The sequence below is a fragment of the Kocuria turfanensis genome (genome assembly GCF_001580365.1).
In the GTDB taxonomy this organism is placed as follows: domain Bacteria; phylum Actinomycetota; class Actinomycetes; order Actinomycetales; family Micrococcaceae; genus Kocuria; species Kocuria turfanensis.
Genome location: NZ_CP014480.1, coordinates 87,225 through 106,902, shown reverse-complemented (window position 1 = coordinate 106,902; position 19,678 = coordinate 87,225). Strand labels below are relative to the sequence as shown.

General features: G+C 73.4%; 17 protein-coding genes. 3 read left to right on the top strand and 14 right to left on the bottom strand.

Annotated elements, in window-relative coordinates; translation table 11 throughout:
• Positions 1–53: 53 nt before the first annotated feature.
• On the bottom strand, positions 54–3,119 hold the full coding sequence (locus AYX06_RS00435; RefSeq protein ID WP_062733326.1) for a bifunctional [glutamine synthetase] adenylyltransferase/[glutamine synthetase]-adenylyl-L-tyrosine phosphorylase: 3,066 nt from the start codon (positions 3,117–3,119) through the stop codon (positions 54–56).
• A gap of 19 nt (positions 3,120–3,138) precedes the next feature.
• Positions 3,139–4,479, bottom strand: a complete 1,341-nt coding sequence (gene glnA, locus AYX06_RS00430) for a type I glutamate--ammonia ligase (RefSeq protein ID WP_047801484.1) — start codon at positions 4,477–4,479, stop codon at positions 3,139–3,141.
• Positions 4,480–4,624: 145 nt separating this feature from the next.
• Between glnA and panB the strand changes: the two genes are divergently transcribed.
• Positions 4,625–5,461: a 3-methyl-2-oxobutanoate hydroxymethyltransferase gene (gene panB, locus AYX06_RS00425; protein WP_062733324.1), complete on the top strand. Its 837-nt coding sequence runs from the start codon at positions 4,625–4,627 to the stop codon at positions 5,459–5,461.
• A 10-nt stretch (positions 5,462–5,471) separates the two neighbouring features.
• On the opposite strand, the gene AYX06_RS19595 is transcribed toward panB, so the two are convergent.
• Complete coding sequence (locus AYX06_RS19595; RefSeq protein ID WP_139318569.1) at positions 5,472–5,648, bottom strand: SPOR domain-containing protein; 177 nt, start codon at positions 5,646–5,648, stop codon at positions 5,472–5,474.
• 125 nt (positions 5,649–5,773) lie between these two features.
• Between AYX06_RS19595 and map the strand changes: the two genes are divergently transcribed.
• The gene (gene map, locus AYX06_RS00420; RefSeq protein ID WP_062733321.1) at positions 5,774–6,667 is read left to right on the top strand and encodes a type I methionyl aminopeptidase; all 894 of its coding nucleotides are present in this window, start codon (positions 5,774–5,776) and stop codon (positions 6,665–6,667) included.
• A gap of 46 nt (positions 6,668–6,713) precedes the next feature.
• Entirely contained in the window at positions 6,714–7,526 is an 813-nt protein-coding gene (gene ppgK, locus AYX06_RS00415; RefSeq protein WP_062733318.1) for a polyphosphate--glucose phosphotransferase, read from the top strand.
• Positions 7,527–7,736: 210 nt separating this feature from the next.
• Here the strand turns inward: ppgK and nrdR are convergent, their stop codons facing one another.
• The 11 genes from nrdR to ftsZ form a co-directional block, all read right to left on the bottom strand.
• Positions 7,737–8,309: a transcriptional regulator NrdR gene (gene nrdR / locus AYX06_RS00410; protein ID WP_062733315.1), complete on the bottom strand. Its 573-nt coding sequence runs from the start codon at positions 8,307–8,309 to the stop codon at positions 7,737–7,739.
• Positions 8,310–8,316: 7 nt separating this feature from the next.
• On the bottom strand, positions 8,317–9,663 hold the full coding sequence (gene hisD, locus AYX06_RS00405; protein ID WP_062733312.1) for a histidinol dehydrogenase: 1,347 nt from the start codon (positions 9,661–9,663) through the stop codon (positions 8,317–8,319).
• 67 nt (positions 9,664–9,730) lie between these two features.
• The gene (dnaE, locus tag AYX06_RS00400; RefSeq protein WP_062736792.1) at positions 9,731–13,279 is read right to left on the bottom strand and encodes a DNA polymerase III subunit alpha; all 3,549 of its coding nucleotides are present in this window, start codon (positions 13,277–13,279) and stop codon (positions 9,731–9,733) included.
• 55 nt (positions 13,280–13,334) lie between these two features.
• Positions 13,335–14,282, bottom strand: coding sequence for an RluA family pseudouridine synthase (locus AYX06_RS00395; protein ID WP_062733310.1), 948 nt, complete (start codon positions 14,280–14,282; stop codon positions 13,335–13,337).
• The gene (lspA, locus tag AYX06_RS00390) at positions 14,275–14,841 is read right to left on the bottom strand and encodes a signal peptidase II (protein ID WP_062733302.1); all 567 of its coding nucleotides are present in this window, start codon (positions 14,839–14,841) and stop codon (positions 14,275–14,277) included. Before lspA ends, AYX06_RS00395 begins: the two co-directional genes overlap by 8 nt.
• 151 nt (positions 14,842–14,992) lie before the next feature.
• Positions 14,993–15,679, bottom strand: coding sequence for a DivIVA domain-containing protein (locus tag AYX06_RS00385; protein ID WP_062733300.1), 687 nt, complete (start codon positions 15,677–15,679; stop codon positions 14,993–14,995).
• A 139-nt stretch (positions 15,680–15,818) separates the two neighbouring features.
• Positions 15,819–16,109: a YggT family protein gene (locus AYX06_RS00380; protein WP_062733297.1), complete on the bottom strand. Its 291-nt coding sequence runs from the start codon at positions 16,107–16,109 to the stop codon at positions 15,819–15,821.
• Positions 16,110–16,118: 9 nt separating this feature from the next.
• The gene (locus AYX06_RS00375) at positions 16,119–16,649 is read right to left on the bottom strand and encodes a cell division protein SepF (protein ID WP_047802085.1); all 531 of its coding nucleotides are present in this window, start codon (positions 16,647–16,649) and stop codon (positions 16,119–16,121) included.
• A 128-nt stretch (positions 16,650–16,777) separates the two neighbouring features.
• A complete protein-coding gene (locus AYX06_RS00370) occupies positions 16,778–17,536 on the bottom strand; it encodes a YggS family pyridoxal phosphate-dependent enzyme (protein WP_062733295.1) in 759 nt (252 codons plus the stop codon).
• Positions 17,533–18,273: a polyphenol oxidase family protein gene (locus AYX06_RS00365; protein WP_062733293.1), complete on the bottom strand. Its 741-nt coding sequence runs from the start codon at positions 18,271–18,273 to the stop codon at positions 17,533–17,535. Before AYX06_RS00365 ends, AYX06_RS00370 begins: the two co-directional genes overlap by 4 nt.
• A gap of 104 nt (positions 18,274–18,377) precedes the next feature.
• Positions 18,378–19,625, bottom strand: coding sequence for a cell division protein FtsZ (gene ftsZ, locus AYX06_RS00360; protein WP_062733291.1), 1,248 nt, complete (start codon positions 19,623–19,625; stop codon positions 18,378–18,380).
• Positions 19,626–19,678: the final 53 nt, after the last annotated feature.

Sequence of the window (19,678 nt, the reverse complement as noted above, 5' to 3'; positions counted from 1 at the left end):
CTGCGCAGGGGTCCGGGGCCGTTGCCGTGCGCGGGCGCCCGCGCACGCGGCGGTCAGTGCCCGTAGAAGATCCGCTCGAACACGGCGCGGGCCTTGCGGGTGGTCCGCAGGTAGTCCTCCTCGAGGAGGCGGGCGCCGCCGTGGCCGTACCCGCACCAGCGGGCCACCGCCTCGAGGTCCGCGCGCTTCGAGGGCAGGGCGTCGGAGCGGCGGCCCGTGCGCAGCACGTTGCCGTTGCGCACGGCGGTGGCCAGGCGCCAGGCGGCGGCCAGGGCGGCGGCGTCCTCGGCGAGGACCAGCCCGGCCTCCTCGGCGGCGCGCAGGGCGCGCAGCGTGCTGGTGGTCCGCAGCCCCGGGAGCCGGTGCGCGTGCTGCAGCTGCAGGGTCTGCACGAGCCACTCCACGTCCGAGAGCCCGCCCCGGCCCAGCTTCACGTGCCGGGACGGGTCCGCCCCGCGCGGCAGGCGCTCGTTCTCGACCCGCGCCTTCATCCGGCGGACCTCCAGCAGCTGCGCCTCGGTGAACTCGGCCGGATAGCGGCGGGGGTCGATCACGCGGCGGAACGCCTCGGCCAGGTCGTCGCTGCCGGCCACGGGCAGCGCCCGGGTGAGGGCCTGGAACTCCCAGGTCTGGGCCCACCGGGCGTAGTACTCCGCGTAGGAGTCCACGGAGCGCACCATGGGGCCCTGCTTGCCCTCGGGGCGCAGGTCGTTGTCGATCTCCAGCACCCGCTCCGCCACGATGGGCGGGCTGCACGGCGCCTTGAGCAGCTGCACCATCCGCTGCAGCAGGGTCTCGGCCTGCTCCCGGGCGGCGGCCGGGTCCGCGTCCCCCACGGGGCCGTAGACGTACATGACGTCGGCGTCGGAGCCGTAGCCGATCTCCCGCCCGCCCTGCCGCCCCATCGCGACCACCAGCACCTCGGCGACGCGGCCGGAGCGGCCGTAGACCTCGCGCTCGGCGGCGTGCAGGGCGCCCAGGATGCAGGCGCGGTCGATGTCGGACAGCGCCTCGGCGACCCGCTCGACGTCGAGCAGCCCGGAGGTGTCCGCGAGCGCCACGCGCAGCTCCTCGCGGCGGCGGATCAGCCGGATCATCCGCATCGCCTCCCCCGAGTCGGGGTGCCGGGCCATCTGCGAGCGGATCTCGGTCCACAGGGTCTCGAAGGGGACGGGGCAGAGGTCGTCGTCCTGGCCGAGCCAGGCGGTCGCCTCCGGGGAGTTCTCCAGCAGGTCGGCGACGTAGCGGGAGCTGGAGAGGATCTGGCACAGCCGCTCGGCGGCCGCGTTGGAGTCGCGCAGCAGCCGCAGGAACCAGGGGGTGGTGCCCAGGGACTCCGAGAGCCGCCGGAAGCCCAGCAGCCCGGCGTCGGCGTCCACCCCGTCGGCGAGCCAGGACAGGAGCACGGGCAGCAGGGTCCGCAGGATCTCGGCCCGCCGGCTCACCCCGCGGGTGAGCGCCTCGATGTGCCGCACGGCCGCCTTCGGGTCCCGGTAGCCCAGGGCGGCCAGCCGGTCCCGCACCGACTCCGGGGAGAGGCTGGTGTCGCTCTCGGGCAGGTGCGCCAGCGCGGCCAGCAGCGGCCGGTAGAAGATCCGCTCGTGCATCCCGCGCACGTTGCGCTTGACCTTGCGCCACTCCTCGAGCAGCGACTCCGCCGAGGGGCGGGCGGTGTCCGCGGCGCCCCGCAGGGACCGGGCCACGGTGACCAGCTCCCGCTCGGCGCGCGGCATGAGGTGGGTGCGGCGCATGCGGAAGAGCTGGATCCGGTGCTCCAGCAGGCGCAGCCAGCGGTAGTGCGCGGCGAACTGCTCGCTGTCGCGGCGGCCGATGTAGCCGCCCTCGGAGAGCGCGCTCAGCGAGTCGGTGGTGGCCCGGGTGCGGACCCGCTCGTCCGTGCGCCCGTGCACGAGCTGGAGCAGCTGGACGGTGAACTCGACGTCGCGCAGGCCGCCGGGGCCCAGCTTGATCTGCCGCTCGGCCTCGGCGTCGGGGATGTTGTCGGTGACCCGGCGGCGCATGGCCTGCACGGACTCCACGAAGCCCTCGCGCGCGGCGCTGCGCCACACGTACGGCTCGATCGCCTCCCGGTAGGCCTGCCCCAGCTGCGGGTCCCCCGCGATGGGGCGGGCCTTGAGCAGGGCCTGGAACTCCCAGGACTCCGCCCAGCGCTCGTAGTAGCGCACGTGGGACTCCAGGGTGCGCACCAGCGGCCCGTCCTTGCCCTCGGGGCGCAGGTTGGCGTCCACCTCCCACAGCGGCGGCTCTCCCGCGCGCGCCATGATCGCCCGGGCGGTGCCCGTGGCCAGGGCGGTGGCGATGGTCGTCGCCTCCGCGCCGTCGGGCCCGTCCTCCTCGGGCCCGTCGTCCACGGCCATGACGTGGACCACGTCGACGTCGGAGATGTAGTTGAGCTCCCGGGCCCCGCACTTGCCCATCCCGATCACGGCCAGCCGCACCCGGTCCACGAGCTCGGGGGCCCAGGTCCGTGCCGCCTCGGCCCGGGAGACGGCCAGCGCCGCCTCGAGCGCGGCGGCGGCGAGGTCGGCCAGCTGCCGGCCCACCGCCGGCATGTGGTCGGCGGGATAGAGGGCGCCGACGTCGCGGATCGCGATGCGGGTCAGCTCCCTGCGGTAGGCGACGCGCAGGGCGGTGTAGGCGTCGTCGCCGGTGTCCCCGGCCACCGGGGTCCGGGCCCCCGGATCGGCGCCCACCGCGCGCAGCAGCGCGGTGCGGAACTGCTCCGCGGGGATCTCCTCGGGCTCGGCGGCGGCCGGCTCCGCGAGCAGGTCGAGGTGCTCGGGCCGGCGCAGCAGGAACTCCCCCAGCGCCTCGGAGGCCCCCAGCAGCCGGAACAGGGTCTCGGAGGCCTCCGGGCCGGCGTTGATCCGCTCGGCCAGCTGGGGGGAGCCCTCCAGCAGGCGCACCGTCAGCTGCAGGGCGACGTCCGGCGAGGCGGCCAGCGCCAGGCCCTCCAGCAGCCGGTCCTGGTCCACCGGGGCGAGCTCGGGGAACCCGAGCCAGCGCTGGGCGTTGGCCGTGTCCGCGAAGCCGAGCTTGATGAGCCGCCCGGAGGCCACGGGGTCCGTGGCGGACGCGGACTGGGGAGGGTGGGTCATGGCGGGCTCCGTCCCGGGCTCAGAGGATGCCGAGGTTGTTCTTCAGCTCGAAGGGGGTGACCACCCGGCGGTAGTCGTTCCAGTCCCGGCGCTTGTTGCGCAGGAAGTAGTCGTAGACCTGCTCCCCGAGCAGCTCGGCCATGAACTCCGACTCCTCCGTCTCCCGGATGGCGTCGTAGAGGCTCGAGGGCAGCGGGTTGTGCCCCAGGGCGCGGCGCTCGGCGGAGCTCATCGCGGCGACGTCGTCCAGCTCCACGGGCGGGAGGTCGTACTCGTTCTCGATGCCCTGCAGGCCCGCCGCGAGCAGCGCCGCGTAGGACAGGTACGGGTTCGTCGCGGAGTCGATGCCGCGGTACTCGATCCGCGCGGCCTGCACCTTGTCCGGCTTGGACAGCGGCACCCGCACGAGGGCGGAGCGGTTGTTGTGCCCCCAGGAGAGGTAGGAGGGTGCCTCTCCCCCGCCCCAGAGCCGCTTGTAGGAGTTCACGAACTGGTTGGTCACCGAGGTGAACTCCGGGGCGTGCCGGAGGATGCCGGCGATGAAGTGGCGGGCCGTGCGCGAGAGCCGGAACTCGGAGCCGCCGTCGAAGAAGGCGTTGGTGTCCCCCTCGAAGAGGGAGAAGTGGGTGTGCATGCCCGAGCCGGGGTGCTCCGTGAAGGGCTTCGGCATGAAGGTGGCGTACAGCCCCTGGGCGAGCGCGACCTCCTTGATCACGGTGCGGAACGTCATGATGTTGTCCGCCGTCTGCAGGGCGTCGGCGTAGCGCAGGTCGATCTCGTTCTGCCCGGGACCGGCCTCGTGGTGGGAGAACTCCACGGAGATCCCGACGGCCTCGAGCATGTTGACGGCCTTGCGCCGGAAGTCCTGCACGACGCCGCCGGGCACGTGGTCGAAGTAGCCCTCGTGGTCGACCGGCACCGGCTGGCCCTCGGCGTCGAGGTCGGCGGACTTCAGCAGGTAGAACTCGATCTCCGGGGCGGTGTAGCAGGTGAAGCCCATGTCGGAGGCCTTCTCCAGGACCCGCTTGAGCACGCCGCGCGGGTCCGAGGAGGCGGGTTCCCCGTCCGGGGTGAGGATGTTGCAGAACATCCGCGCGGTGGGCTCGGTCTCCCCCCGCCAGGGCAGGATCTGGAACGTGGAGGGGTCGGGCTGCAGGAGCATGTCCGCCTCGGAGACGCGGGAGAGGCCCTCGATCGAGGACCCGTCGAAGCCGAGCCCCTCCTCGAAGGCGGCCTCCACCTCGGCCGGGGCCAGCGCCACCGACTTGAGGCTGCCCACGACGTCCGTGAACCACATCCGCACGAAGCGCACGTCCCGCTCCTCGATGGTCCTGAGGACGAACTCCTGCTGACGGTCCATGGCTGTGTTCCTCGTCTTCCTGCCCGCGGCCGGCGCCGGGGGCGTGTGCCGTGCCGACACGGGCACGCCTGCTGTCCAGGCCACTCTAACGCGCCGGCCCGGGCCCTCCGCCGGGGGCGCGGAGCCCGCCGGTTAGGCTGGGGCCATGACCCAGGAGACCACCCGCCCGGAGCCGGGCGCGCTCGACGTGCGCCGGGTGCGCACCCACCACCTGCGCGAGGCGAAGCGCCGCGGCGAGAAGTTCACCATGCTCACGAGCTACGACGCCCTCACGGCGGCGATCTTCGACGCCGCGGGCGTCGACACGCTGCTCGTCGGGGACTCCGCGGGCAACAACGTCCTGGGCTACGCCACCACGCTGCCGGTGACCGTGGACGAGCTGCTGCCGCTGTGCCGGGCCGTGTCCGGGGCCGCCGAGCGCGCGTTCGTCGTCGTCGACCTGCCCTTCGGCTCCTACGAGGCCTCCCCGGAGCAGGCGGTGGCCACCGCGGTGCGCTTCCTCAAGGAGGGCGGGGCGCACGCGGTGAAGCTGGAGGGCGGGGCGTGGTTCGCCCCGCACGTGCGGGCCATGGTCCAGGCCGGGGTGCCGGTCGTGGCGCACCTGGGCTTCACGCCGCAGAGCGAGCACGCCCTGGGCGGCTACCGGGTGCAGGGCCGCGGCGACGCCGCGCAGGCCCTGGTCGAGGACGCCCGCGCCCTCGAGGCGGCCGGGGCGTTCTGCCTGGTCCTGGAGATGGTCCCGGCCGAGACCGCCCGGGCCGTGGACGCCGCCGTGGACGTCCCCACCGTGGGGATCGGCGCCGGGCCCGGGACCACCGGCCAGGTGCTCGTGTGGCAGGACATGCTCGGGCTGCGCCGCGGGCGGATGCCCCGCTTCGTGCAGCAGTACGCGGACCTCCACGGGGTGGTCGCCGACGCCGTGGGCCGCTACGTCCAGGACGTGCGCACCGGGACCTTCCCGGGTCCCGAGCACAGCTTCTGAGCCGCGGCGCTCAGCCCTCGTCGAAGGCGCGGTCCTCCTCGTCCCACTTCCGGGTGCGCTCCGCCGCGAGCTTCAGGGCGTTCTGCGCCTCCTGGCGGGTGGCGTAGGGACCGAGCAGCTTGCGGTAGTCCGACTGCGGGCCCTCCTCGACCTCGTGGGTGTAGACGTTGAACCAGAACTCGCTCATGACCTCTCCTTCCCCGGGCCGCCGGGGCCACCTCGACCGGACCGGCCGGGCACCCGGCGCGTTAGGGTAGATCCTAGGCCCCGACGGGGCCGGCAGACCCGAAAAACCAGGAGGACCAGACCCCCGTGCTCTCGCACAACGTCACCGCTCCCGGCGGCACCGCCCCCGTCGGCGCCCTCGCTCCCGGGTCCCTGAGCCCGCAGCGTCCCGTCCCGGCGTCCATCCCGCGGCCCGAGTACGTCGGCCGGACCGAGCCCGACGAGGGCCGGGGCGGGAACGTCTACCCGCCCGAGGAGGTCGAGCTGATCCGGGAGGCGGGCCGGATCGCGGCCCGCGCCCTGCAGGAGGCCGGCCGGGCCGCCGTGCCCGGCGCCACCACCGACGACCTGGACCGGATCGCCCACGAGTACCTGTGCGACCACGGCGCCTATCCGTCCTGCCTGGGCTACCGGGGCTTCCCGAAGTCCATCTGCACGTCCCTCAACGAGGTGATCTGCCACGGCATCCCCGACTCCACCGTGCTGGAGGAGGGCGACATCATCAATCTCGACGTCACGGCCTACAAGGACGGCTTCCACGGCGACACGAACCGGATGTTCCTGGTGGGCGAGGTCGACGAGCAGTCCCGCCTGCTCGTGGAGCGCACCGAGGAGGCGCTGAACCGGGCCGTCAACGCGGTCCGGCCCGGCCGTGAGATCAACGTCATCGGCCGGGTGATCGAGAAGTACGCCCGGCGCTTCGGCTACGGCGTGGTCCGCGACTTCACCGGCCACGGCGTGGGCCGGGAGTTCCACTCCGGGCTCATCGTCCCGCACTACGACGCCGCCCCGTCCTACGCCACGCCCATGGTGCCCGGCATGGTCTTCACGATCGAGCCCATGCTGACCCTCGGCACGATCCAGTGGGAGCAGTGGGACGACGACTGGACGGTGACCACCAGGGACCGGATGCGCACCGCGCAGTTCGAGCACACGCTGGCCGTGACGGAGGACGGCGTGGACGTGCTGACCCTGCCGTAGACTGCGCACTGATCATCCGACCACGGCCCCCCGAGAGGACCGCCCCATGACCACACCAGATCGCTCCGTCGCGGACGTCCCGAGCCGGCGAGTCATCGGCATCGACTTCGGCGGCACCGGGACCAAGGGCGGCATCGTCGACCTGGACACCGGTGAGCTCGTCGGTGAGCGCTTCCGCATCGCCACCCCGCGCCCGGCCACGCCGGAGAAGGTGGCGGAGGTCGTGGAGCAGATCGTGGCGGAGCTGCAGTCCCGCCCCGAGGCCCCGGCGCCGGACTCGCCGGTGGGCATCGTCTTCCCGGCGATCATCAAGGACGGGGTGGCCCTGTCCGCGGCGAACATCGACAAGTCCTGGATCGGCACGGACGTGGACGCGCTGATGACGGAGCGGCTGGGCCGGCCGGTCGAGGCGCTCAACGACGCCGACGCCGCGGGCCTGGCCGAGGCGGTCTACGGGGCTGGTCGCGGGGTGAAGGGCCTGGTCATCGTGATCACCCTGGGCACCGGCATCGGCTCGGCCCTGATCCTCAACGGCAAGCTCGTGCCCAACGCCGAGCTCGGTCACCTGGAGATCGACGGCCACGACGCCGAGACGAAGGCCTCCGCGGCGGCGCGCGAGCGCGAGGACATGCCCTGGAAGAAGTGGGCGACCACGCGGCTGCAGCGCTACTTCAGCCACGTCGAGTTCCTGTTCACCCCGAGCCTGTTCGTGGTGGGCGGCGGGGTGTCGAAGAAGGCGGACAAGTTCCTGCCCTTCCTGGAGCTGCGCACGCCGGTGAAGGTCGCCGAGCTGCGCAACAACGCGGGCATCGTGGGGGCGGGCCTGTGGGCGGGCATCCCGCACGGGACCGAGGACTGAGCCAGGCGCCTGCGCCGGACGACGACGCCCGGACACCTCCTCGCGGAGGGGTCCGGGCGTCGTCGTGTGCCCTGGGCCCGAAAAAACCCGCCGGGGGCCGCGGCTTCCCCTCCGCAGCCCCCGGCGGGAGCTTGTTACGTGCCTTACTCTACGACCCTCCTCCGGCCTGCGGCAAGAGACACGCCGGGACGTGTCGCCGCGGTGCGACGCTCAGAGCAGCCGGGGCTGGGACACGCCGTCGAGGCTCCGGGGCCGGGTCCGGCGGCCGGAGCGCTTCTTTGCCCCGGCACCGGCGGGTTCCACCGCGGCGGGGATGGTCTGCTGTCCGGACTGCTCGGCCTGCTGCTGCCGCAGCACGTCGATGGCCTCCTCGAAGTCCCCGAGGCCGTCGAAGGCCTGGTAGACGCTCGCGAAGCGGAGGTAGGCCACCACGTCCAGGCGGCGCAGCGGGGCCAGGATCGCCAGCCCCACCTCGTGGGCCTCGATCTCCGCGGCGCCCAGCGCGCGGATCGTCTCCTCGACCTCCTGGGCGAGCATCGCGAGGTCGTCCTCGCTCACCGGCCGCCCCTGGCAGGCCTTGCGCACCCCGTTGACGATCTTCTGCCGGTCGAAGGGCTCGGTGACGCCCGAGCGCTTGATCACGGAGATCGTGGTCGTCTCGAGCGTGGTGAACCGGCGGCCGCACTCGGAGCACTGGCGGCGGCGGCGGATCGCCGTCCCGTCGTCCGTGGTGCGGCTGTCCACGACGCGGGAGTCGGTGTGGCGGCAGAACGGGCAGTGCACGGTCGGATCAGCCCCCGGTGCGGATCGTGATGGCCGTGCCGTGCGCGGGCAGGTCCTCGGAGTCGGCCAGGGCCACGATGTCCGGGCCGATCTCGGCGAGGGCCTCCCGGGAGTACTCCACGACCTGCACGGCCTTCAGGAAGGAGGTGGTGGACAGTCCCTGCGTGTGCACGGCCGTGCCCCCGGTGGGGAGCACGTGGTTGGACCCGGCGGCGTAGTCGCCCAGCGGGACGGGACTGTACGGGCCCACGAAGATCGCCCCGGCGTTGCGCACCCGGGCGGCGACGTCCTGCGGGGCGGCGGTGTGGATCTCGAGGTGCTCGGCCGCGTAGGCGTCGGCCACCGCGATCGAGGCGTCGAGGTCGTCGGTGAGCACCGCCCCGGACTGCGGCCCGGACAGCGCGGTGGCGACCCGCTCCCGGTGCCGGGTGCGGGGCACCTGCACGGCGAGCTCCGCCGCGACGCGCTCGGCCAGGGCCGGCGAGTGGGTGATGAGCACGGACCCGGCGGCGGGGTCGTGCTCGGCCTGGGAGATGAGGTCGGCGGCGACGTAGGAGGGGTCGGCGGTGTCGTCGGCCAGCACGGCGATCTCGGTGGTGCCGGCCTCCGCGTCGACGCCCACCACGGAGCGCAGCAGCCGCTTGGCCGTGGCCACGTAGACGTTGCCGGGGCCGGTGACGGTGTCCACCGGCTCGAGCACGTCCTCGCCGTCGACCACGCCGTGGGCCATGGCCGCGAGGGACTGGGCCCCGCCGATGGCCCAGACCTCGTCCACCCCGAGCAGACCGGCCGCGGCGAGGATCGTCGGGTGCGGCAGGCCGCCGAACTCCCGCTGCGGCGGGCTGCACAGGGCGATCGAGCCGACCCCGGCCGCCTGGGCCGGGACGACGTTCATGACCACCGACGAGGGGTAGACGGCCAGCCCGCCCGGGACGTAGAGACCGGCCCGGCGGATGGGGGTCCAGCGCTGGACCAGGACGGCGCCGGGAGCCACCTCGAGGCGGGCGTCGGCCGGGCGCTGGGCCGCCGCGAAGGCCCGGGTGCGCTCGATGGCCGTCTGCAGGCCGCGGCGCACCGCGGGGTCCAGCGCGTCGACCGCCCGCCGGATCTCGGCGGGGTCCACGCGCAGCCGCTGCTGCTCCACACCGTCGAAGCGCCGGGCGTAGCGGCGCAGGGCGGCGGCGCCCTCCGCGCGGACGGCGGCGATGATCTCCTCCACGGCCTGCTCGGCGGACGCCAGGGACGAGGTGCTCTGCCGGGGCACGGCCGCGCGCAGCTCGGCCCAGGACAGCTGCCGGCCGCGGAGGTCGATCGTGCGCAGGGCGGGAGTCGTGGTCGTCTCAGCAGTAGTCACGTGTCCATGGTATTCCACCGCACCACCCCTGTCGGGGCCCGGGTCTTGCGCTCCGCGGACCGGTCGGCTAGACCTCCAGGCAGGTGGGCCCGAGCAGCACCTTCAGGTCCCCGAACAGGGCCGGCGAGGGGTTCACCCGCAGGTCCGGGCCCAGCCGCAGGACCTGCACCTTCTGCCGGGTCTCGAGGTGGATGCGCACCTCGGAGTCCCCGCGGTGGTTGCGCAGCACCGCCCCGATCTCCTGCACGGTGGTCTCGGTGGCCCGGAACTCGGGCAGCGCGATGAGCACCGGCCCGTTGTGCCCGTCCGCGGAGAGCTCCGGCACGGTCAGCTCCTGGGCGGAGATCGTCACCGACCCGTCGTCCCGGCGCTGCAGCCGGCCCTTGATCACGCAGATCAGGTCCTCGGCCAGCACCCCGGCGATGGGGGCGTAGGCCTTGCCGAAGAACATGATCTCGATCGAGCCGGTCCGGTCCTCGAGCTCCACCCGGGCGTAGGCGTTGCCGGAGGTCTTGGCGATCCGCCGGGACAGGGAGGTGATCATGCCCGCGACCGTGACGACCGCGCCGTCGGGCCGGCCGTCCTCCCCCAGCAGCGGCTGGATCGAGGTGTCGGCGTACTGGCCCAGGGCCTCGTCCAGCCCGCGCAGCGGGTGGTCGGACACGTACAGGCCCAGCATCTCGCGCTCGAAGGCCAGCAGGTCCTTGCGCTCCCACTCGGGGACGTCGGGCACCGCCACGGTCAGCGAGGTGGTGGGGTCCTCCTCGTCCAGGCCCATCCCGCCGAAGAGGTCGAACTGCCCGGCCGCCTCCTGGCGCTTGACGGCCACCGTGGCGTCCACGGCCTCCTCGTGGCACATCACCAGGCCCCGCCGGGTGTGGCCCAGCCGGTCGAACGCGCCGGCCTTCACGAGGGACTCGATGGTGCGCTTGTTGCACACCACCGCCGGCACCTTGGCGAGGAAGTCGTTGAAGGAGGTGAAGGCCCCGTGCTCCTCCCGGGCCTCGACCATGGCGCCGACCACGTTGGCGCCCACGTTGCGCACCGCGCCCATGCCGAAGCGGATGTCGGTGCCCACCGGGGTGAAGTTCAGCGCGGACTCGTTGACGTCCGGGGGCAGCACGGTGATGCCCATCCGGCGGCACTCGGTGAGGTAGAGGGCCAGCTTGTCCTTGTCGTCGCCCACCGAGGTGAGCAGCGCGGCCATGTACTCGGCCGGGTAGTGCGCCTTGAGGTAGGCCGTCCAGTAGGAGACGAGGCCGTAGGCCGCGGAGTGGGCCTTGTTGAAGGCGTAGTCGGAGAACGGCAGCAGGATGTCCCACAGGGCCTTGATCGCGGCCTCCGAGTAGCCGCGCTCCGCCATGCCCCCGTGGAAGCCCTCGTACTGCTTGTCCAGCTCGGACTTCTTCTTCTTGCCCATGGCGCGGCGCAGGATGTCCGCCTGGCCCAGCGAGAAGCCGGCCACCTTCTGGGCGATCGCCATGACCTGCTCCTGGTAGACGATCAGCCCGTAGGTCGTGTTGAGGATCTCCGCGAGCGGCTCCTCGAGCTCGGGGTGGATCGGGGTGATCTCCTGCTGGCCGGTCTTGCGCAGCGCGTAGTTGGTGTGCGAGTTCGCGCCCATCGGACCGGGCCGGTAGAGGGCGATCACGGCGGAGATGTCCTCGAAGTTGTCCGGGCGCATGAGCTTGAGCAGCTGGCGCATGGGCCCGCCGTCGAGCTGGAACACCCCGAGGGTGTCGCCGCGGGCCAGCAGCTCGTAGGACTCGGCGTCCTCGAGGCCGAGGTGCTCGAGGTCCAGGACGAAGCCGTCCTGGTTGAGCGTGATGTTCTCCAGGGCGTCGGAGATGATCGTGAGGTTGCGCAGGCCCAGGAAGTCCATCTTGATCAGCCCCAGCCCCTCGCACGTGGGGTAGTCGAACTGGGTGATCACCTGGCCGTCCTGCTCGCGGCGCATGATCGGGATGATGTCGATCAGCGGGTGCGAGGACATGATCACGCCCGCCGCGTGCACCCCCCACTGCCGCTTGAGGCCCTCGAGCCCCTCGGCGGTCTCGAAGATCTTCTTCGCCTCGGGGTCCTGGGCGAGCACCTCGCGCAGCTCGTCCGCCTCGCCGTGGCGCTTGGCGGACTCGTCGTAGACGTCCTTGAGGGAGATGCCCTTGCCCATCACGTCCGGCGGCATGGCCTTGGTCAGCTTCTCCCCCATGGAGAACGGGTAGCCGAGCACGCGGGAGGAGTCCTTCAGGGCCTGCTTGGCCTTGATGGTGCCGTAGGTGACGATCATGGCCACGCGCTCGTCGCCGTACTTCTCGGTGACGTAGTGGATGACCTCCGAGCGGCGGCGGTCGTCGAAGTCGACGTCGAAGTCGGGCATGGACACGCGGTCCGGGTTGAGGAAGCGCTCGAAGATCAGCCCGTGCTGGAGCGGGTTGAGCTCGGTGATGCGCATGGCGTAGGCGACCATGGACCCGGCCCCGGAGCCGCGGCCCGGGCCCACCCGGATCCCGTTGTTCTTCGCCCAGTTGATGAAGTCGGCGACCACCAGGAAGTACCCGGGGAAGCCCATCTGCAGGATGATGCCCTTCTCGTAGTCCGCCTGGCGCTGGACGTCCTCGGGGATCCCGCCGGGGAAGCGGTGGTGCAGGCCCTTCTGGACCTCCTCCACGAACCAGGACTCCTCGTCGTGGCCCTCCGGGGTCGGGAAGCGGGGCATGTAGTTGGCGGAGGTGTCGAACTCCACGTGGCACCGCTCGGCGATCTCGAGGGTGTTGTCGCAGGCCTCCGGGAAGTCGCGGAAGAGCTCGCGCATCTCGGCCGGGGACTTCAGGTAGAACTCGTCCGCGTCGAACTTGAACCGCTTGGGGTCGGCCAGGGTCGAGCCCGACTGCACGCACAGCAGCGCCGCGTGGGACTTCGCGTCCTCGGCGTGGGTGTAGTGCAGGTCGTTGGTGGCCACCAGCGGCAGCTGCAGGTCCTTGGCCAGCTTGAGCAGGTCGCTCGTGACGTTCTTCTCGATCGCGAGGCCGTGGTCCATGAGCTCGCAGTAGAAGTTCTCGGCCCCGAAGATGTCGCGGAACTCCGCGGCGGCCTGGCGGGCCTCCTGGTACTGGCCCAGGCGGAGCCGGGTCTGGATCTCCCCGGAGGGGCAGCCCGTGGTGGCGATCAGGCCCTTGCCGTAGGTGCTCAGCAGCTCCCGGTCCATGCGCGGCTTGTACAGCTGGCCCTCGAGGGAGGCCAGGGAGGAGGCCCGGAACAGGTTCTGCATGCCCTGCGTCGTCTCGGCCAGCAGGGTCATGTGCGTGTAGGCGCCGCCGCCGGAGACGTCGTCGCGGCCGCCGTCGGCGAACTTCACCCGGGTGCGGTCCGAGCGGGCGGTGCCCGGGGTGAGGTAGGCCTCCACCCCGATGATCGGCTTGATCCCCGCGTTGCGGGCCTTGTTCCAGAAGTCGAAGGCGCCGAAGACGAAGCCGTGGTCGGTGGTCGCGAGGGAGGACATCCCCATCTGGTGACAGGCCTCGAAGAGGTCGTCGAGACGCGCCGCACCGTCGAGCATGGAGTACTCGGTGTGCACGTGCAGGTGGGTGAAGCTGTTCTTGCCGGATGCCGTCGTCACCCGACCAGTGTAGTCGTCCCCGCCGACCCCGCCGCCGCGCCGGCGGCCCGCCGGGTCAGGCCGGCCCACCGTCCCGGAGGGTCTCCAGGGCGAAGGCGAGGTCCGGCGGATAGGGGCTGTCGAACTCCACCGGCTCCCCCGTGCCGGGGTGCTCGAAGCCCAGCCGCTGGGCGTGCAGCCACTGCCGGGTCAGCCCCAGCCCGGCCGACAGCGCCGGGTCCGCCCCGTAGGTCAGGTCCCCGCAGCAGGGGTGGCGCAGCGCGGAGAAGTGCACGCGGATCTGGTGGGTGCGCCCGGTCTCCAGGTGGACCTCCACCAGGGCCGCGCGCCCGAAGGCCTCCAGCACCTCGTAGTGGGTGACCGAGTCGCGACCGCCCTCGACCACGGCGAAGCGCCAGTCGTAGCCGGGGTGGCGCCCGATCGGGGCGTCGACGGTCCCGCGCAGCGGGTCCGGCAGACCCTGGACCACGGTGTGGTAGACCTTCGTGACCGTCCGCTCCTTGAACGCCCGCTTCAGCGCGGTGTACGCCCGCTCGGTGCGGGCCACGACCATCAGCCCGGACGTGCCGACGTCGAGCCGGTGCACCACGCCCTGCCGCTCCGGCGCCCCGGAGGTGCTGACGGTCACGCCCGCCCCGGCCAGGGCGCCCACCACGGTGGGCCCCTTCCAGCCCGGCGACGGGTGGGCGGCCACCCCCGGCGGCTTGTCGATCACCACGATGTCGTCGTCCAGGTGGACCACCCGGAAGTCCTCGACCAGCTGCGGGACGATCCGGGAGGGGTCCTCCGGGACGGGCACCTGCACGGTGAGCGTCTGGGCGGCCTCCACCCGGAAGGACTTGGTGACCGGGCGGTCGCGGTGCAGCACCCGCCCCTCCGTGCACAGGGCCGCGGACGCGGAGCGGGAGAGGCCCGTGAGGGCGGCGACCGCCGCGTCGGCGCGCTGGCCCTCCAGCTCGGGCGGCACGGTGAAGCGCTCGGTGGTGTGCTCCGGCTCAGCCACGGGAACCCTCCTCCTCCGGTGCGGTGCGGTCCGCGGCGCGGGTGCCGTCGAGCTCCCGGCCGAGCAGGGTCAGGAGCACCACCAGGCCCACGCCCACCACCACCCCGCAGTCGGCGATGTTGAAGATCGCGAAGCGCGGCACGGCGATGAAGTCCACCACGTGGCCCACCGCGAAGCCCGGCTCCCGCAGGAGCCGGTCGGTGAGGTTGCCGAGGGCCCCGCCGAGGACCAGCCCCAGGGCCAGGGCCCACCCGGCCGAGCGCACCCGGCGCAGGGTCAGCACGATCACCACGGAGACGACCGCCATCACCAGGGTGAACAGCCAGGTCACGTTCTCGCCCAGGGAGAACGCCGCCCCCGGGTTGCGGATGAACTGCCACCACAGCAGGCCCTCGACCACCGGGGTCCGCTGGCCGAGCGCCATGGTGCTCACCACCCACCACTTGGTGAGCTGGTCCAGGACGTAGACCAGCAGCGCGGCGGAGGCGGCGAGGAGCAGCACGCGGCGGCGTCCCGTCCCGCCGGTGGTGCCCGCGGGGGCTTCGGGGTGCTCGCTCATGCTCTCCTCGGGAGGGGTCGGGGTGCGGGCCCGGACGGCCGGGCCCGGGTCCATGGTGTCACGCCGGCCGGGGCCGGCGCGGGGCCGGGACCACGACGGAGGGACCGGCCGCGCGGCCGGTCCCTCCGTCGGGATCCCCGTGCGCGGGGGCTCAGGCCCGGGCGGCCGGGGCCGCGGCGGACGCCTCGTCGCCGTCGGCGGGAGGCGCGGGCTCGAGGGCCGGGGTGGTCTCCAGGTCGTGCAGCTGCTCCTGGATGAAGCCCCGGAGCTTCTCCCGGTAGTCCTGCTCGAACCCGCGCAGGCCCGCGACCCGGGTCTGCAGCGCGGCCTCCTCGTCCCGCAGGGCGGTCAGGGTCTGCTCGCGGGTGCGCCGTGCGTCCTCGACGAGCTCCTCGGCCTGCGCCTGGGCCTCGGCCACGAGCCGGTCGCGCTCGGCGGCGCCCTCGGCGACGTACTCGTCGTGCAGCTTCTGCGCCATCGCCAGCACACCGGCCGCGGACTGCGCGGCGCCGGCCGGGCTCTCCTCGGCGGACGGCTCGGCGAGGACCGGCTGCGCGACGGCGGGCTCGGTCACCGCGGTCCCGGCGGCGGCCGGTCCGGCGGCGGGCTCCTCGGCCGCGGCCGGGCCCGGCTCGGAGACCGGCGCGGGCTCCCGGGGGGCGACCGGCTGGCCGGCCGTCTCGAGCTGCTGCTTGAGGTCCGTGTTCTCCTGGTTCAGGCGCCGAAGCTCCACGACGATCTCGTCGAGGAAGTCGTCGACCTCGTCCTGGTCGTAGCCCTCCCGGAACTTGGTGGGCTGGAACCGCTTGTTGATGACGTCTTCGGGCGTCAGGGCCATGAGTGCATTCCTCCTAGGGCGGGGCGCGGGCGCGGCCCGCGGCGGGGGCTCCGTGCGACCGGCGCCGGGGGCGGACCGGCGGCCGGCACCCGGTGGGTCGTGCGGTTCCAGAGTACAGGCAGGTCGGAGCGGGACCGGTTCAGACCAGCAGCGAGCCGACGATGCCCTGGACGATGCTGACGGCGAAGATGAGGATCAGGAAGCCGAGGTCCAGGGCCACCCCGCCGAAGCGCAGCGGCGGCACGATCCGGCGCAGCCAGCGCATGGGCGGGTCGGTGACGGTGTACACGGCCGAGGCCCCCACGAGGGCGACGCCGCGGGGCCGCCAGTTGCGGGCGAACATCTGCACCCAGTCCAGGACGAGCCGGGCCAGCAGCGCCACGTACACGAGGTGCAGGGCCAGGTACAGCAGCGAGAGCAACAGGTCCATCGGTCCGCCTCAGTCCTCCGGGTGGTCGTCGGTGCCGTCCTCGGCCTCGCCGCCGGCCGGGTGGCCGACGACCTCGACGTAGGACGGGGTGAGCAGGAAGACCTTGCCGGTCACCCGCTCGATGGAGCCGTGGAGGGCGAAGACCAGCCCGGCGGAGAAGTCCACCAGCCGCTTGGCCTCGGCGTCGCCCATGTCGCTGACGTTCATGATGACGGGGGTGCCCTCGCGGAAGGCCTCGCCGATGGACTTCGCGTCGTTGTAGGAGCGGGGGTGGACCGTGGTGATCGTGCGCAAGGTCGAGCTGTCCTCTCGAGAGCTGGAGGGGGCGCGTTTGATGGGGGTGACCGGCGCCCGGTACTCGGCCGACCGGCGCGGCACGGCCACGGCCGTGGACTCGTGGGCGCGGGCCTCGCGCGGCTCCTCGCGGACCGCGACGGCGGACTGGTGCTCCTGGCGGGCAGGCGTCGGGTCGTCGTCGTAGTCCTCGTCCGTCTCGGCGAGGCCGAGATAGATCATGGTGCGGCGCAACGCTCCGGCCATGGTGCTCTCCTTGACTGTCTGTGCGGATATCGGCGGTGGGGGGAGTTCCGGGATCCTCGGACCGCCCGGCGCCCGTCGTGCTGCACGGATCGCGGTACGGCCCTGGCCCCGCAGGGCCGTCCTCCAAGCTATCCTACGGGCGGTCGGGGGCCGAGGATATCGGAGCCGACGCGCACGTGCGTGGCTCCCCGGGCGACCGCCTCCTCGAGGTCCTGGCTCATGCCGGCGGAGACGGCGGCGGCCTCCGGCAGGATCTCCCGCACCCGGTGCGACAGGTCCTGCAGGCGGTCGAAGGCGGGGCCCGCGGCCGCGCCCAGCGGGGCGACGGCCATGACCCCGCCGGCGCGCAGCCCCTCCGTGGCGGCGATCTGCTCCGCGAGCCTCACGACGTCCTCGGGGCGGGCGCCGCCCCGGTGCTCCTCGGCGTCCAGGGACACCTGCACCAGGCAGGTGAGGTCCTGCTGGACGCACGGACCGGCGGGGACCTGCCCGGCCGCGGCCTCCTCCCGGTGCCGCCGCACCGCCTTGCCCAGCGCGGTGACGAGGGAGCCGCGGTCCACCGAGTGCACCCACGAGGCGTAGCGGACCACGGACTTCGCCTTGTTCGACTGGAGCTGGCCGACGAAGTGCCAGGCGAGCGGGCCGTCGAGGAGCTCCGCGACCTCCCGGGCCTTGGCGGCGGCCTCCTGGTCCCGGTTCTCCCCCACGTCGCGCACGCCGAGCCGGTGCAGCCGGAGGACGTCCGCGGCGGGGAAGAACTTGGTCACGGCGATCAGCGTGGGCTCCGCGGCGCCGGCGCCCCGGGCCGCGGCGCCGATCCGGGCCCGGACGCGCCCCAGGGCCTCGGCGAGCTCGCGGCTGCGCGCGTCGTCCGCCCCGGCGCTCATGCCGTGCGCTCCGCCCGGCCACCGGGACGGCTCCGCCAGACGAGGCCGACGATCCGGCCCGAGCCGGGGTCCCGCCGGTGCGAGGAGAGCCGCTCGTCCTCCAGGGTGCAGGCCGGCCCGTCGTCGGCCGCGGGCTCGGTGACGGCCACGCCGAGGCCGGCGAGCCGGTCCCGGGCGCCGGCGCGCAGGTCCAGGGCCGGGGTGCCCCAGGACGTGGTGGCGGCCACCGCGGGGATCCGCCGCAGCGACTCCTCCCGCATCGCGGCCGGCACCTCGTAGCACCTGCCGCAGATCGAGGGCCCCACCCAGGCCGCGAGCCCGTCCGCGCCGCGTCCCCGCAGCCGCTCCACGGTGCGCTCCAGCACGCCGTCGAGCAGCCCCCGCCGGCCGGCATGCGCCACGGCCGTGATCGGACCCGCAGGGCCCGCGCCCAGGAAGAGCACGGGCACGCAGTCGGCCACCATCACGGCCAGCGGCACGCCGGTGGCCGAGACCGCGGCGTCGGCCACGGGCACCGCCGCGCGGTCGGTGCGGTCGGCGTCGACGACGTCGGTGCCGTGCACCTGCTCCAGGAACAGCAGCGAGCCGGAGGACACCCCCATCGACCGCTCGAGGGCGGCCCGGCGACGGCGCACCGCGGCCGGGTCGTCGCCCGTGTGCAGCGCGAGGTTGCCCGCGCCGCGGTCCGTGAAGGCCATCCGGACGCCCGGCCCGACCTCATCCTGCCACCAGAACACCCTGGTCCTCCTCTGTCGTGCCGCACCGGCCGCCGGACGGACGGAGCGGGGTTAAAACGCCCGGGGGCGGACGCGGTGCACCGCGTCCGCCCCCGGGCCCGGACTCACTTCAGGAAGTCGGGGAAGTCCAGGGAGTCCTTGCGGGCGGAGCCGGCGGGCGAGCCGGCCTCGGCCTCGGCGGGCAGGTCGACGTCGAAGCCGGCGTCGTCGGGCACGTCGTCGTTGGCCACCGGCTGGGCCCACCGCTGCGCGGTGGCGGGCTGGCCGAAGGAGGCGGTGCCGCCGCGCTGCGGGGAGCGGCCCAGGCCGGCGGGCTGGCCGGCGCCGGAGCCGAAGGCGGCGCGGGTGCTCGCGGCCTGCTGGGCGGCGGCGTTGGTGTTGTTCGCGTTGGTCTCCGGGCTCACGGAGTCGAAGCCGGCGGCGATGACGGTGACCCGGGCCTGGTCGCCGAGGGCGTCGTCGATGACGGCGCCGAAGATGATGTTCGCCTCCGGGTGGGCCACCTCCTGGACCAGGCGGGCCGCCTCGTTGATCTCGAACAGGCCGAGGTCGGAGCCGCCCTGGATGGACAGCAGCACGCCGTGGGCGCCGTCGATGGAGGCCTCCAGCAGCGGGGAGGCGATCGCGAGCTCCGCGGCCTTCACCGCGCGGTCCTCGCCCTGGGCCGCGCCGATGCCCATGAGCGCCGAGCCGGCGCCCTGCATCACGGACTTCACGTCGGCGAAGTCGAGGTTGATCAGGCCCGGGGTGGTGATGAGGTCGGTGATCCCCTGCACGCCGGAGAGCAGCACCTGGTCCGCGGACTTGAAGGCGTCGAGCATGGACACGTTGCGGTCGGAGATCGACAGCAGCCGGTCGTTGGGGATCACGATGAGGGTGTCGACCTCGTCGCGCAGGGTCTCGATGCCGTTCTCCGCCTGGTTGGAGCGGCGGCGGCCCTCGAAGGTGAACGGGCGGGTGACCACGCCGATGGTCAGGGCCCCCAGGGAGCGGGCGATCCGGGCGACCACGGGGGCGCCGCCGGTGCCGGTGCCGCCGCCCTCGCCGGCGGTCACGAACACCATGTCGGCCCCCTTGAGGACCTCCTCGATCTCCTCGTGGTGGTCCTCCGCCGCCTGGCGCCCGACATCGGGGTTGGCGCCGGCGCCCAGGCCGCGGGTCAGCTCGCGCCCGACGTCCAGCTTGACGTCGGCGTCGCTCATCAGCAGGGCCTGGGCGTCCGTGTTGATCGCGATGAACTCGACGCCGCGCAGCCCCTCCTCGATCATCCGGTTGACGGCGTTGACACCGCCGCCGCCGATTCCGACGACCTTGATGACGGCCAAGTAGTTCTGGGGGGTGGAGGAGTCCATGGGTACCTAACTCGAGATGGTTCGGGGCCGGGGTCGCGAGCCGTTGCTCAACC